This is a genomic window from Streptomyces sp. NPDC030021 (assembly GCF_055574035.1).
In genome coordinates this window covers 1-14,119 of record NZ_JBVIAH010000005.1, presented here as the reverse complement: position 1 = coordinate 14,119, position 14,119 = coordinate 1, and the positions used below count along the sequence as shown (strand labels likewise).

Here is a 14,119-nt window from a genome sequence, read left to right as displayed (position 1 = left end):
TCTTCTCCGCGTCGGCGCCGACGCGTCAATCGTGAAGGGGGTTGGTGATGGTGACGTAGACGGACTGGGTGTCGACGGGGCCGACCAGCTCGTCGAGACCGCCCAGGCGGGTGAGCAGATTCGCCTTGCAACGCAGGGTGGGCGAGTCGAGCAGCTGTGCGGGGAGCGGGCCGAGGCCCGCGGCCTTGGCGAGGAAGCGGCGGAAGGCGGCGAGGAGGACCCGCTCGTCCGCGAGCCGCTGGGATCCGAAAGCACCGATGAGGCCGAGCACGTTGTTGATGCCGAGGTAGTAGGCGAAGCGTTCGTCGGTGACGGCGTCGGAGACGAAGGTGTCACTGGCGCTTCCGATGCCGGGGAGCCGGTGCTCCAGTTCCGCGCGGCGCGATTCGCGGAAGTAGTAGCCCTGGTTGTCGCGGTAGCGGCCGCCGATCGGCCAGCCGGCCGGGTCGAGGAGCACCAGGGTGTTCTGCTGGTGCGCTTCGAGGGCGATACCGGCGAGCGCGTCGAAAGCGAGGACCGGCAGCACCACGTGGTCGAGGTAGCGCAGGAACCACTCGGCGGCGACGGCGGACGTGGTGTGGCCGGTGGCGGTGGCGAGCCCTGTGACGAGCTCGGCGAGGCGGGAGCTCATGGTGGTCCGGCCGGGCCACGGGCGGGGAGCGGTGAGTGCGGCGATGCAGACGGGGTCGTCGCCCGAACGGAAGGGGTTGTGGCGCAGCAGGGCGTCGAGTCCGGGCACGGGGGTTCCGTCCGGGGCGTCCACGGCGACCCAGGCGGGGTCGCGGACGATGTCGAAGGCGGGGTGGGACGCCTGCCACTGCTCGGCGAGGCCGGTGCGGAGCAGCCGGTGCACCTCGACGCCGCGGTGGAGTTCCTTGCGGAGGTTCTCGCGGCGGGAGTTGGTGATGCGCAGGCCCAGGGAGAGCTTGAGCATCGCGGGGGCGCCCGGGCGGTGGACGGTGCGGACGGATGAGGTGGGGTACCAGGGCTCGCCGTGTGCGCCCAGGTCGTGCAGGAGTCCCGCGTCACGGAGGGCGGTGACGGCGGGGCGCTGGAGCAGGTCGTTGGCCTGCCAGGGGTGCAGGGGAAGGGGGGTGGTGCCGTTGGGCAGCGGGAGCCCGGGGGCGAGTCGGCCGAGGAGCTGTGGGGCGGAGACGGGGCGGCCGCTCTCGGTCCAGGCCGATTCGCTCGCGAGAGCCGCGGGTTCGACCGCGAACCAGTGCAGGGGGAAGGAGCCGTGGAGTTCGGGTGAGTAGCGGCGTACCTCGGCCTCGGAGAGTCCTTCGCGGCTCTTCGGGTCCGGCTGGAGGGGGTGACCGAGGAGGAGCGCCTGTTCGGCGGTGAGGAAACGGTCCCCGCCGACGGGGGCCGGGGCGGTGGGGCGTTCCCGCCGGTCGGCGATGAATTCGGCGGTACGGCGCACCGAGTCGGCGACTCGGCCGACGAGGTCGGCGGCGCCTCGGCCACCGCTCGCGCCCTCACGGGCGATGAGCGCGGCGATGGTGACGGCGTCGAGGGAGGGTGCGGCAGCGGTCGTTCCTTCGAGCCGGACGGCACCGAATCGGTGCCAGCCGGCGTGGGACCAGTGGCGGACAGGGACGAGCAGGGCGGTGCCGGAAGCGGGAAGGGGGATACGCAGGGGGGTTCCGGCGGGGCCGTCGGGGCGGCCGAGACCGGATTCGCGGACCCAGCAGCGGAGCAGGTTCTCCACCGCCGCGGCCTCGGCGGCGACGGCCGGGTCGGGGTGGTTGAGGAGGTCGGGCAGGGTGGTCGGCTCCAGCCGGAGGGGGCTCGTCCATCCGGAACGGGGCCGGGGTGTGCCGTCCTTCTGCCGGGGCACCGTGGCCGTTGCCCCGGCTCCGGTCCCGGTCCCGGTGGCGGCCGCGGCTGCCGGGGGGAGCTGCTCGGCCGGTGCTCCGGGTGCGCCCGCCGGGTCCGGCTGCGGCTGCTCGGCCGTGGCCCCGTCGGCGTGGGGCGGCGTGCCGGCCGGGGGCGGGGCCGAGACCTCCTCGGCGGGTACGGGCCGGGTCGGCGGGCTGACCGCGGAGCCCGAGCCCTGCGCCTCGGGCACGTCGAGCCGGGGCGTCGGGTACGGCGGCTCCGCCGCCTCCCGTAGCGGCGCCGCGGTGCCGGGCGGCGGTGACGGCTGCCCCGGGGCGACGGCCTCCTCGTGGTCCGGGAGCGGCCGTGGCTGCGCCTGGGCCGGTCCCGGCGGTGGGGCGGGCCGGTCGGAAGACAGCGGCTGGGTCTCCGTGATGGGGGTGGACTGGTGCGGGTCTGGCATCGCGGGTCCTCGGGGTGCGGGTCAGTGGGTCCGGCGGGCGGCGGCCGGGATGGCGTCGGCCAGGCGGTCGAGGACCGCCGCGGCCTGCTCGTCGGTCAGGGTCAGCGGGGGAAGGAGGCGCACCACGGCGCCGTGACGGCCGCCGAGCTCGACGATCAGTCCGCGGTCCAGGCACTCCTGGCGGACGGCGGCGGCGAGGGACGGTGCGGCGGCCCCGGTGTCGGGGTCGACGAGTTCGACGCCGATCATCAGGCCCCGGCCGCGTACCTCTCCGATGCAGGGATGGCCGCAGGCCAGGCCGTGCAGGGCCGCCAGCATCCGTTCCCCCAGGGCGGCGGCGCGCTCGGCGAGCCGGTTCTCGCGGACGAAGGCGAGCGTGGCGGCGCCGGCGGCCATGGCGAGCTGGTTGCCGCGGAAGGTGCCCGCGTGCGCGCCGGGGGCCCAGACGTCCAGGCCGGCCCGGTACACGATCACGGCGAGCGGCAGGCTGCCGCCGATCGCCTTGGACAGAACCATGACGTCGGGCACGACCCCGGCGTGGTCGACTCCCCAGAAGGCACCGGTCCGGCCGACGCCCGTCTGCACCTCGTCGGCGATCAGCGGGATCCCCCGCGCCGCAGTGATCTCGCGCATCCGGCGCAGCCAGGCGTCCGGGGCGGGGATCACCCCGCCCTCGCCCTGCACGGGTTCGACGATCATGCCGGCGGGGGCGGGCACCCCGCCCTTCGGGTCGTCCAGCAGGTTCTCCGTCCAGCGCGCGGAGAGTTCGGCTCCTTCGGGGCCGCCGACGCCGAACGGGCAGCGGAGGTCCTGCGGGTACGGCAGCCGGGTCACCCGTACCCCGGGGGCGCCTCCCGACGCGTCCAGGGCCCCGGCGGTCATGCCGTGGTAGGCCCCGGTGAAGGCGAGCAGCCCGGGGCGTCCGGTCGCGGTGCGCACCAGTTTGAGGGCGGCCTCCACGGCGTCCGTACCGGCCGGACCGCAGAACTGGATGCGCGCGTCGGCGGCCAGCGCGGGCGGCAGGTTGGCGAACAGCTCGGTGGTGAAGGCGTCCTTGACGGGGGTCGCGAGGTCCAGCACGTGCAGCGGGGCGCCCGAGTCGAGGACGCCGCGGATGGCTTCGAGCACCACCGGGTGGTTGTGCCCGAGGGCGAGCGAGCCGGCGCCGGAGAGGCAGTCGAGGTAACGCCGCCCGTCGGCGCCCTCGATGGTCAGCCCGCGGGCCCGCACCGGGACGATGGGCAGCGAGCGCGCGTACGTCCGGGCGGCGGACTCCCGCTGCGCCTGTCTGCGCAGGATGCCTTCGGGGGCGGCGGAACCCCCCGGCCCACCGCTCACGCCCGGACCGTCCGGGGCGCTCGGGGCGTCCGGACCCGGTCCCCGGTCTCCCTGCGGCGGCACTTGAGGCGGGATCTCTGTCGCGGCCGCCGCCGCGGCCGGCTCGGTGACAGCCACGAGTGTCGGTCCTCCCGCACTGTTTGCTCTTCCGGATTGCGTCTCGAACATGAACGCTGCTCCCCCATCCCCCGTACGTACCAACGACGGTGACGGCGAGGGATCACGGGTTGACTCAAGATCCTTGTCCCGCAAGGGGAGAGCGCCAGGAACCGCAGCCCCGGCCTGTGTCGTCCTGGGCGACAGCGGCATAGTGGGGGGCTACTCCACTCCTCGAACTCCCAGGGGGACGAACGACATGCGACCGAACCGACCGGTCACCGCGATTCTGTGCGCGGCCACGCTCGCGCTGACCGCGGCTGCCTGCGGCCCCGGCGACGGGGAGGCCGGCGGCGACGCCAAGCCGACCGTGGCCGCGAGCCTGCCGGGCCAGGACGGGATCAAGATCCCGGACCAGCTCAAGGACAAGCTCAAGGAGCACGGAATAGACCTGGAGAAGTGGAAGGGGGGTGAGTGGAAGAACTGGAAGCAGGAGGACTGGCTCCGCGAGGCGGGCGACTACATCAACCCGGTCATCGAGGGCCTGTGGGACCCGGACCGCATGCGTGACGCCGAGCAGCCGCAGCGCCCGGCCGTCGACCCCGACGCGGGCAAGGACCAGGGCGTCACCGACCCGACCCCGGCCCCGGTGGCGGCCAAGCAGGCCACCCCGCCCTACCACACGAGCGTTCCGGCGTCCGGCAAGGTGTTCTTCGACGGCCCCGAGGGCTCGATGGTCTGCTCGGCGACCGTGATCAAGGACCCGGCCCACCCCGGCAAGTCCAACATGGTCTGGACCGCGGGCCACTGCGTCCACGCGGGCAAGGCCGGCGGCTGGTATCGCAACATCGCCTTCGTCCCGTCCTACAACAACGCGGGCAAGCCGGCGGCGCAGCTCAAGGGCGCGCCCCGCGAGACCGTGGCCCCGTTCGGCGTCTGGTGGAGCGACTGGGCGCAGACCTCCGACCAGTGGATCGCGACCGGCGGTCCGACCGGCGGCGCGGGTGCCCCGTACGACTTCGCGGTGCTGCACGTGGCGCCCGAGAAGGGCAGCAAGAAGTCCCTGGAGGAGACGGTCGGTTCGGCGCTCCCGGTGGAGTTCAACGCGCAGGCCGTGCCGAAGGTCGCGAGCCTCACGGCGACGGGCTACCCGGCGGCGGCTCCCTTCGACGGCCAGCGCGCCTTCCAGTGCACGGACAGGCCGGGCCGGCTGTCCCTGAGCGCGAACGACCCGGTGATGTACCGCATCGGCTGCACCATGACCGGCGGTGCCTCCGGTGGCGGCTGGGTCACGGCGGGCTCCGACGGCAAGCCGGCGCTGGTGTCGAACACCTCGATCGGCCCGGCCAAGGCGGGCTGGCTGGCCGGACCCCGGCTGGGTCCGGAGGCGAAGGGCATCTTCGACGCCGTCAGCGCCAAGTTCAAGTAGTTCGAGCGGTTCGAGTAGCCCCGGACCCTGAGTGTGACCGAACGGCTGAGGCCCCCCTGCACCGCAGGGGGGCCTCAGCCGTCGAACCGTCAGGCTCGCAAGCCGTCGAGCACGCTCAGCGCTTCGCCAGCGCGTACGGCGCCAGGTCCGCCGCCAGTTCCTGGTGGACCCGGGCCTTGAGCAGGGTGCCGTCCGGGGTGTGCTCCTCGGAGATCACCTCGCCCTCGGCGTGCGCCTTGGCGACCAGCGAGCCGCGCGTGTACGGCACCATGGCCTCCACCTCGACCTCGGGCCGCGGCAGCTCGGAGTCGATGAGCGCGAGGAGTTCCTCAATGCCCATGCCCGTCCGCGCCGAAACGGCGATCGAGTGCCGCTCGATCCGCAGCAGCCGCTGCAGGACGAGCGGATCTGCGGCGTCCGCCTTGTTGATCACGACGATCTCGGGCACGTTCACCGCGCCGACCTCGCGGATCACCTCGCGCACCGCCGCCAGCTGCTCCTCCGGCGCCGGGTGCGAGCCGTCCACGATGTGCAGGATCAGGTCGGAGTCCCCGACCTCCTCCATCGTGGAGCGGAACGCCTCGACCAGGTGGTGGGGCAGGTGCCGGACGAAGCCGACCGTGTCGGCCAGGGTGTAGACCCGGCCGCTCGGCGTCTCGGCCCGGCGCACGGTCGGGTCGAGGGTGGCGAACAGCGCGTTCTCCACCAGCACGCCCGCGCCCGTGAGGCGGTTCAGCAGCGAGGACTTGCCCGCGTTGGTGTAACCGGCGATGGCGACCGAGGGCACCTTGTTGCGGCGCCGTTCCTGCCGCTTGATGTCACGGCCGGTCTTCATCTCCGCGATCTCCCGGCGCATCTTCGCCATCTTCTCGCGGATCCGTCGCCGGTCGGTCTCGATCTTGGTCTCACCAGGGCCTCGGGTGGCCATGCCGCCACCGCCGCCGCCACCCATCTGGCGGGACAGCGAGGCACCCCAGCCTCGCAGTCGCGGCAGCATGTACTGCATCTGCGCGAGTGCGACCTGCGCCTTGCCCTCTCGGGACTTGGCGTGCTGGGCGAAGATGTCGAGGATCAGCGCGGTCCGGTCGACCACCTTCACCTTGACGACGTCTTCGAGGGCGATGAGCTGGCCGGGGCTGAGCTCACCGTCGCACACGACGGTGTCGGCGCCGCTCTCCATGACGATGTCACGCAGCTCGCGCGCCTTGCCCGAGCCGATGAAGGTGGCGGGGTCCGGCTTGTCACGGCGCTGGATCACACCGTCGAGTACGAGGGCACCCGCCGTCTCCGCGAGGGCGGCGAGCTCCGCGAGGGAGTTCTCCGCGTCGTTCACCGTGCCGGAGGTCCAGACACCGACCAGTACGACGCGCTCCAGGCGCAGCTGCCGGTACTCGACCTCGGTGACGTCTTCGAGCTCGGTGGAGAGGCCGGCCACGCGGCGCAGGGCCGCGCGCTCGGAGCGTTCGAACTGCTCGCCGTCCCGGTCTCCGTCGACCTCGTGGCTCCAGGCGACGTCCTCTTCCATCAGGGCATCGGCCCGAAGGCTCTCGGTGAAGCTCTGCGAGTCCCGCACGTCCTGTGCGTCCCGCGCGTCCTGGGAAGGGGAAGAAGAGGAGGTCATTGGATCCTTACGTCGATTCGAATAGCAGTGTCACGTTAGCTGTCACGTCCAACGTGTCACACGGCCGGGGGATTCCCCGCGCGGCCCCGTCGATGGTGACATGCCCGTTCCTCACCGGTCACACCCTTTATTGGGCGCTCCCGTCCGCCGCGGCCCTGCCGGAGGCCGGGTCCGCCGCGGCCCTGCCGGAGGCCGCCTTGCCGCTCCACTCCGGGTGCCCCGGCATCGGCGGGGTCGTGGTCCCGTACAGCCAGGGCTCCAGGAAGGCCGTGAGGTCGCGGCCCGCCTCCTGCGAGGCCAGCCGTACGAAGTCGGCCGTCCCCGCGATCCCGTCCCGGTTCTCCGTGACCCAGCGCCGCTCGGTCTTCTCGAAGGCCTCGGTGCCGATCTCCTGCCGCAGGGCGTAGAGGATCAGTGCGGACCCGTCGTAGACCACCGGCCGGAACAGCCCGATCTTCTCGCCGGGTGCGGCGGCCTTCGGGGCGGCCGGCGGGCCACCCGCCGCCCGCCACTGGTCGGAGCGCTGGTACGCCTCGCGCATGCGCCGTTCCAGGGAGTACTTGCCGAGGCCGTCCGCGTACAGCGCCTCGTACCAGGTGGCGTGTCCCTCGTTGAGCCACAGGTCGGACCAGGTCCGCGGGGTGACGCTGTCGCCGAACCACTGGTGGGCGAGCTCGTGGACCATCACGGACTCGACGTACCAGTCGGGGTAGCCCTCGCCCGCGAACAGATTGCTCTCGAAGAGCGAGAGGGTCTGCGTCTCCAGCTCGAAGCCGGTCGTGGCCCGCGCGATCAGCACCCCGTAGTTCTCGAAGGGGTAGCGGCCGACCCGCTCCTCCATCCACTCGATGTGGCCCGCGGTCTTCTTGAGCCAGGGGTCCAGCCGCTTCCGGTCCTGGGCGGGCACCACGTCGCGCAGCGGCAGCCCGTGCGGTCCGGTGCCGTGCACGACCTCGGAGCGGCCCACCGAGACCTGGGCCAGCTCGGTGGCCATCGGGTGCCGGGTCCGGTACGTCCAGGTCGTCGTGGGGCCGAGCCGTACGGCGGGGGCCACCGGCTCACCGTTCGCGACGGCCGTGAGACCGGCCGGGGCGGTGATCCGGAAGGTGAAGATCGCCTTGTCGGCGGGGTGGTCGTTGCAGGGGAAGACGCGGTGCGCGGCGTCCGCCTGGTTGGCCATGGCCAGGCCGTCCTCCGTGGGCACCCAGCCGCCGTCGCCGCGGCCGCGCGGATCGCTGGTGTGCCGGATGGTGATGTGCAGCGGCATGTTGTCCGCCACCGGGCGCGCGGGCGTGAGGACCAGGTCCTCCGCCACGCTCTCGAACCGCGCCGGCTCCCCGTTGACCTCGGCGGACGCCACCTTGCCGTGGGTGAAGTCCAGATTGATGTGCTCCAGCCGCTCCAGGGCGCGGGCGTCGATGACGGTGACCGCGTCGAGCGGGCTCAGGTTGTCCTTGTAGGCGAAGGACAGGTCGTACGAGAGCACGTCGTACCCGGGGTTCCCGAGCTCCGGGAAGAGCCGGTCGCCGATGCCCAGCGGCTTCGGCGGGGGCAGGACGGCGGCGACGAGGGTGAGGGAGGCCGCGGCGAGCAGGGTGGCGCGCAGGCGCGGGGAGGAGAGCTGCATCCACCACCGCTTACCAGCGCCCGCCACCCAGCCGCGCACGACGCGCGACGAGTCCACCCGAACGGGGCCTTCCGGAGTCGTTCCGGCCTACGTCCGCACCAGCCTCCATACGCACCGGCCTGCGTCTGCACCGGCCGGCGTCCGCACCCGCGCCCGGCCGGCGGCTACACCCGGCTGACGTCGTACACGCCGGGCACGTCCCGCATCGCCCGCATCAGCGCGGGCAGCCCGGCCGCGTCGGGCAGCTGCAGGGTATAGCTGTGCCGGACCCGCTGCTCGACCGGCGGTTCCACGGTCGCGGATACCACCTCGACCCCCTCGCGGGCGATGGCTTCGGTCAGATCGGCCAGCAGATGCGGGCGGCCGAACGATTCAGCGAGCAGGGTGACCCGGACGTCCGCCGTGGCCCGCCAGTGCACGGCGACGGATGTGCGCCCCACGGCCCGCATCTGTGCCACCGCCGCACAGTGGATGCGGTGCACGGTGACGGCCCCGCCGCGGACCAGGAAGCCGGCGACGGCGTCCGGCGGCACCGGGGTGCAGCACCCCGCCAGTCGCACGGTGGCGTCCGGCAGATCGGCGACCGCGTTGCCCCCGCCGCCGCGGGCCCCGACCACCGACAGCGGCGCCCGGGCGGCCGAGGTCGTGGCCATGGCCCGGTCGGGGTGGGCTTCGAGCCAGCTGCTGATGGCGATCCGGGCAGCGGGGGTCCGCGCGTGGTCCAGCCACTCGGCGGCGGGTCCGGAGGAGGCGTCCTGCGCGAGCAGCAGCTGGACGGTGTCCCCGTCGGACAGCGGGGAGGACAGGGAGGTGAGGCGCCCGTTGACGCGGGCGCCGATACAGCCGTGGGCCGCCTCGCCGTGCTGCGCGTAGGCGGCGTCGATACAGCTGGCCCCGGCCGGCAGACTGATGGTGCCGGTGGCGCTGCCGTCGTCCCGGAACACGGTGATCTCCCGGTCCTGGGCCAGCTCCGCCCGGAGCACGGTCCAGAAGGTGTCGGGGTCGGGTGCGGACTGCTGCCAGTCGAGCAGGCGGGACAGCCAGCCGGGCCGCGTGGGGTCCACGCGCTCCTCGTCCGGGTCGGTGGCGGTGGCGTCGGGGGTCGCGGTGGCGTACGGATTGCCGAGGGCGATCACGCCGGCCTCGGCGACGCGGTGCATCTGCCGGGTCCGCACGATGACCTCGGCCACGTAGCCCTCGGGGCTGGCGATGGCGGTGTGCAGCGACTGGTAGAGGTTGAACTTCGGGGCGGCGATGAAGTCCTTGAACTCCGAGACGACCGGGGTGAAGCAGGTGTGCATCTCGCCGAGCACGGCGTAACAGTCGGCGTTCTCACCGACGAGGACGAGGACGCGGCCGAAGTCGGAGCCGCGCAGTTCGCCGCGGGTGCGGGCGATGCGGTGCACGGAGACGAAGTGCCGCGGCCGGACCTGCACTTCGGCGGTGATGCCGGCGTCGCGCAGGACGCCGCGTACGGAGTCGGCGATGGCGGGCAGCGGGTCGCGTTCCCCGGCGTGGGCGGCGATGAGCGCGCGGGTGCTCTCGTACTCCTCGGGGTGCAGGATCGCGAAGACGAGGTCTTCCAGCTCAGTCTTGAGGGCCTGCACGCCGAGCCGTTCGGCCAGCGGGATGAGGACGTCGCGGGTGACCTTGGCGATGCGGGCCTGCTTCTCGGGGCGCATCACGCCCAGGGTGCGCATGTTGTGCAGCCGGTCGGCGAGTTTGATGGACATGACGCGGACGTCGTTGCCGGTGGCGACGAGCATCTTGCGGAAGGTCTCGGGTTCGGCCGCGGCACCGTAGTCGATCTTCTCCACCTTGGTGACGCCGTCGACGATGAAGCACACCTCGTCGCCGAACTCCGCCCGGACCTGATCGAGGGTCACGTCGGTGTCCTCGACGGTGTCGTGGAGCAGAGAGGCCGTCAAGGTGGTGGTCTCGGCGCCGAGTTCGGCGAGGATCAAGGTGACGGCGAGTGGATGTGTGATGTACGGCTCACCACTTTTTCGCATCTGACCGCGGTGTGAGGTCTCCGCGAGGAGATACGCGCGGCGCAGAATGGACAAATCGGCGTCCGGGTGGTGGGCGCGGTGTGCCTCGGCCACGTGGCCAATCGCGTCCGGAAGCCGGTCTCGTGACGTCGGCCCGAGCAGGGCCGCGCGCCCGAGCCGGCGCAGATCGAGCCTGGTCCGCCCCCGTCTGCGGAGCTCAGGGCGCGCTTCGGGGTGTGCTTCGGGGTTCGTGGCCTCTGCACTCATGGGCACCTCCGGCGGCTTCGACCGGCGGTGGTGGGCATGGGGTGAGCCCTCAGGGCCGGTGCCTGATGTTACCGACCCCACCACGTGGCGCAGTCCACCTCTCGCTCAGCGTGAAACGGATCACCCGTTAGAGGGAGGCTTCAGACGAAAGCCGTTTCGGTGAGCCAGGTCCCGTCGAACTCCCCCGCAGCCACGATCACGGCCGGTCCGGTCATGTCGATCTGTCCGTCGGGGTGTTCGGTGATGATCAGGGTTCCGCCGGGAAGGTCGACGGTGTACGCGACCGGTTCGCCGGTGGCGGCCGGGTCGGCGCCGTCGCGGCGGATGGCGGCCACGGCGACGGCGCAGGCGCCGGTGCCGCAGGAGCGGGTCTCGCCGGAGCCGCGCTCGTGGACGCGCATGGCGACGTGCCGGGGGCCGCGGTCGACGACGAACTCGACGTTGACCCCGGCGGGGTAGGCGGACGCCGGGCTGAACGCGGGGGCGGCGAGGAGGTTCCCGGCGTGGTCGAGGCTCTCGACGAAGGCCACCGCGTGCGGGTTCCCCATGTTCACGTTCCGCGCGGGCCAGCTCCGGGCGTCGACGCTGACCGTGACCTCGCCCTCGGGCAGCTCGGCGCGGCCCATGGAGACGGTGACGTCGCCCCCCTTGTCGAGGTGCACGCGCTTGACGCCGCCGCGCGTGGCGACGGCGAGGTCGCCCGGCTCGACGTGCCCGGCGTACTGGAGGTAGCGGGCGAAGACGCGCACGCCATTGCCGCACATCTCGGCGATGGAGCCGTCGCTGTTGCGGTAGTCCATGAACCACTCCGCCTCGTCGGCCAGGTGCGCGGCCTCGGGATGCGCGGCGGACCGGACGACGTGCAGGACGCCGTCCGCGCCGATCCCGGCGCGCCGGTCGCACAGCTTCGCGACGGCGGACGCGGGCAGCTCGATGGCGTTGTCCGGGTCCGGGACGATCACGAAGTCGTTCTCGGTGCCGTGGCCCTTGAGGAAGGAGAGGGTGGTCTGCGTCACCCGCCCATGGTACCGAGCCCCAGCTCAGAGGTGCCGGACCGTCCGAGGGGCGGAACCGGCCGGGAAGGCGGAACCGGCCGGGGGGCGGTCAGCGGAGCCGGGCGACCCGGTACACGGCGAGACCTACGACGGCCAGTGCGACGACGGCGTAGAGCGCGGCCATGCGCCAGTCCGGGCGGCGGCCGCTCCCCCGGGCCGGGAGACCGGGCCACGTGTGGCCGACCCGTCGGGCGGCCATCATTCCCCAGCCTCCGGCGCAGCAGCTGATCAGGAAGCCGAGCATGGCGACCACCGCGCCGCCGTCGCCGAACTCGAAGGCGAGCGGGAAGGCGAACATCAGCGAACCGGTGGCGGCGAGCATCGCGATGGGGGCGATCTGCCACAGGCGCAGGCGGCGCTGCGGGCGCAGTTCGACCTCGAACTCGGGTCCGGCCGCGGCCTCCGCCTCGGCGGAGTCCGGGGTGTCCGGGCCGTCCGGGGTCAGTCGCGCCGGATCGGCGGGCAGCCCGAGCCCTGTGGGCCCGTCCGTCCCGTCCGTCCCGTCCAGAAGCATCGGATCCGCTTCCCTCCGGGTGTCGTCCTGCCCGGTGTCGCGAGGGCCGGCCTCCATCGCCACGCGCCCTCCCCACTCGGACTCAGTACGCCGCCGTTCATCGCAGGTGATCGCACCCGCTGGAGTTTGATGATGGCACGCCCCCGGCCCCACTACTGGCGCGTGAGGCGTCCCGATGCCATCACGTGATCAGGCTGTGACCGCTCGTTCGACCAACGACTGCGCGAGTCCGGGGAGTTCCCCCCGGTCGGCGACGGCCCCGCTGAGCCAGTGCACGCGCGGGTCGCGGCGGAACCAGGAGTCCTGGCGGCGGGCGAACCGCTTGGTCGCCCGGACGGTCTCGGCGCGGGCCTCGTCCTCGGTGCACTCACCGGCGAGCGCTGCCAGCACCTGCTGGTAGCCGAGCGCCCTGGAGGCGGTGATTCCGTCGCGCAGCCCGCGGGCCTCCAGCGCGCGGACCTCGTCCACCAGCCCGGCCTCCCACATCCGGTCGACCCGCAGGGCGATCCGCTCGTCGAGCTCCGGGCGGGCCACGTCGACGCCGATCTGCACGGTGTCGTAGACGGAGTCGTGGCCGGGCAGGTTGGCGGTGAAGGGGCGGCCGGTGATCTCGATCACTTCGAGCGCGCGGACGATGCGGCGGCCGTTGCTGGGCAGGATGGCCTGCGCGGCGGCCGGGTCGGCGGCGGCGAGGCGGGCGTGCAGGGCTCCGGGGCCACGGAGCGTGACCTCTTCCTCCAGGCGGGCCCGCACCTCGGGGTCGGTGCCGGGGAACTCCATGACGTCCAGGGCGCCGCGGACGTACAGGCCGGATCCGCCGACGAGGACGGGGGTGCGGCCCTCTGCGAGCAGTTTGTCGATCTCCAGGCGGGCCAGCCGCTGGTAGTCGGCGACGTTGGCGGTGTCGGTGACGTCCCAGATGTCGAGGAGGTGGTGCGGGACACCGCCGCGTTCCTCGGTCGTCAGTTTGGCGGTGCCGATGTCCATCCCCCGGTACAGCTGCATGGAGTCGGCGTTGACGACTTCGCCGTCGAAATGGCGGGCCAGGGCGACGCCCAGGTCGGACTTTCCTGCCGCGGTGGGACCTACGACGGCGATGACCCGCGGGGCGGGGGCTGCTTTCCTCACCGCACCAGTCTCGCAAACCCCACAGCATGTACCCGATCGAGTTACGTGACGGGGTGAGGCCGGGGTCGTTGCCCTGGCGAGGTTCCGGCCGGGCATGCGCCCTGCGTACGCCCGGCGCAGGCCGGTCCGGTCGACGCGGAACTTCACTCACACGAGTAACGTTACGGGAGTAGACATGGGCGTTTTTGGTCGGTTTTTTCGTCGTAAGGACGAGGTCGTGACCGAGGAGGTCGCGGCGGAGGACCTGACGGCGGAGTCCGGCGCGGCCGAGGAGGCCGAGCCTGTTGCCGAGAAGTCTCCGGAGGCGGGAGCTGTGGAGATTCCGAAGCAGCTGGCGGCCCCGGTGGCCGCGGACAGCGAGACCGGCGAGGGCGCCCGCACGTAGCGACCGCCGACGGAAGGTGACCCATGGGCCTGCTGGACAATCTCAAGGCCAAGCTCGGTCCGGCGAAGGACAAGGTCGGCGATCTCGCCCTGCAGCACGAGGGCAGGATCGGCGAGAGCCTGGACAAGGTGGCCAAGGCCGTGGACTCCAAGACCAAGGGCAAGTACAGCGGCCAGATCACGAGCGGAACGGGCAAGGCGAAGGACGCCCTGGGGAAGATCGCGCACAAGGACGCTCCCGGCGGGCCGACGCCGCCGGCCGCCTCCTGACGCGGTCCGGGAAAGGGGCGGGGGGGGGGGGGGGGGGGGGGGGGGGGGGGGGGGGGGGGGGGGGGGAGGGGAGGGGGGGGGGGGGGGGGGGGGAGGGGGGGGGGGCGGGGGAGGG

11 protein-coding genes are annotated in these 14,119 nt (G+C 72.9%); 3 read left to right on the top strand and 8 right to left on the bottom strand.

Going from position 1 to position 14,119, the window contains the following annotated elements; translation table 11 throughout:
• Positions 1-25 precede the first annotated feature (25 nt).
• The gene (locus tag ACZ4YL_RS11465) at positions 26-2,284 is read right to left on the bottom strand and encodes an IucA/IucC family protein (protein WP_468115667.1); all 2,259 of its coding nucleotides are present in this window, start codon (positions 2,282-2,284) and stop codon (positions 26-28) included.
• Between the two features lie 21 nt (positions 2,285-2,305).
• Positions 2,306-3,790, bottom strand: a complete 1,485-nt coding sequence (locus ACZ4YL_RS11460; protein ID WP_468115665.1) for a diaminobutyrate--2-oxoglutarate transaminase family protein — start codon at positions 3,788-3,790, stop codon at positions 2,306-2,308.
• Positions 3,791-3,977: 187 nt separating this feature from the next.
• Here ACZ4YL_RS11460 and ACZ4YL_RS11455 point away from each other — a divergent pair, with 187 nt between their 5' ends.
• Positions 3,978-5,147, top strand: coding sequence for a trypsin-like serine peptidase (locus ACZ4YL_RS11455; RefSeq protein WP_468115663.1), 1,170 nt, complete (start codon positions 3,978-3,980; stop codon positions 5,145-5,147).
• Between the two features lie 115 nt (positions 5,148-5,262).
• On the opposite strand, the gene hflX is transcribed toward ACZ4YL_RS11455, so the two are convergent.
• The 6 genes from hflX to miaA all read right to left on the bottom strand — a co-directional run bounded on the left by hflX (position 5,263) and on the right by miaA (position 13,350).
• Positions 5,263-6,768 carry a GTPase HflX gene (gene hflX / locus ACZ4YL_RS11450; protein WP_301365963.1) on the bottom strand — a complete coding sequence of 502 codons (1,506 nt, stop codon included), beginning with the start codon at positions 6,766-6,768 and terminating at the stop codon, positions 5,263-5,265.
• Between the two features lie 127 nt (positions 6,769-6,895).
• Positions 6,896-8,395 (bottom strand): M1 family metallopeptidase, encoded by a 1,500-nt coding sequence (locus ACZ4YL_RS11445; protein WP_468116250.1) that lies wholly within the window; start codon positions 8,393-8,395, stop codon positions 6,896-6,898.
• A gap of 164 nt (positions 8,396-8,559) precedes the next feature.
• Positions 8,560-10,653 carry a RelA/SpoT family protein gene (locus tag ACZ4YL_RS11440; RefSeq protein WP_468115661.1) on the bottom strand — a complete coding sequence of 698 codons (2,094 nt, stop codon included), beginning with the start codon at positions 10,651-10,653 and terminating at the stop codon, positions 8,560-8,562.
• Between the two features lie 140 nt (positions 10,654-10,793).
• Positions 10,794-11,669, bottom strand: a complete 876-nt coding sequence (gene dapF, locus ACZ4YL_RS11435; protein ID WP_468115659.1) for a diaminopimelate epimerase — start codon at positions 11,667-11,669, stop codon at positions 10,794-10,796.
• Positions 11,670-11,757: 88 nt separating this feature from the next.
• Entirely contained in the window at positions 11,758-12,285 is a 528-nt protein-coding gene (locus tag ACZ4YL_RS11430; RefSeq protein ID WP_390798558.1) for a hypothetical protein, read from the bottom strand.
• A gap of 126 nt (positions 12,286-12,411) precedes the next feature.
• Complete coding sequence (gene miaA / locus ACZ4YL_RS11425; RefSeq protein WP_382545099.1) at positions 12,412-13,350, bottom strand: tRNA (adenosine(37)-N6)-dimethylallyltransferase MiaA; 939 nt, start codon at positions 13,348-13,350, stop codon at positions 12,412-12,414.
• 217 nt (positions 13,351-13,567) lie between these two features.
• Between miaA and ACZ4YL_RS11420 the strand changes: the two genes are divergently transcribed.
• The gene (locus ACZ4YL_RS11420; RefSeq protein WP_468115657.1) at positions 13,568-13,735 is read left to right on the top strand and encodes a gliding motility protein; all 168 of its coding nucleotides are present in this window, start codon (positions 13,568-13,570) and stop codon (positions 13,733-13,735) included.
• 23 nt (positions 13,736-13,758) lie between these two features.
• Positions 13,759-14,004, top strand: a complete 246-nt coding sequence (locus ACZ4YL_RS11415; protein ID WP_161293071.1) for an antitoxin — start codon at positions 13,759-13,761, stop codon at positions 14,002-14,004.
• The last annotated feature ends 115 nt before the right edge of the window (positions 14,005-14,119 follow it).

Coding starts and splice junctions, on each gene's coding strand:
- ACZ4YL_RS11465 (WP_468115667.1), bottom strand. CDS start 2,284: ATGCCAGACCCGCACCAGTCCACCCCCATCACGGAGACCCAGCCGCTG.
- ACZ4YL_RS11460 (WP_468115665.1), bottom strand. CDS start 3,790: ATGTTCGAGACGCAATCCGGAAGAGCAAACAGTGCGGGAGGACCGACA.
- ACZ4YL_RS11455 (WP_468115663.1), top strand. CDS start 3,978: ATGCGACCGAACCGACCGGTCACCGCGATTCTGTGCGCGGCCACGCTC.
- hflX (WP_301365963.1), bottom strand. CDS start 6,768: ATGACCTCCTCTTCTTCCCCTTCCCAGGACGCGCGGGACGCACAGGAC.
- ACZ4YL_RS11445 (WP_468116250.1), bottom strand. CDS start 8,395: ATGCAGCTCTCCTCCCCGCGCCTGCGCGCCACCCTGCTCGCCGCGGCC.
- ACZ4YL_RS11440 (WP_468115661.1), bottom strand. CDS start 10,653: ATGAGTGCAGAGGCCACGAACCCCGAAGCACACCCCGAAGCGCGCCCT.
- ACZ4YL_RS11415 (WP_161293071.1), top strand. CDS start 13,759: ATGGGCCTGCTGGACAATCTCAAGGCCAAGCTCGGTCCGGCGAAGGAC.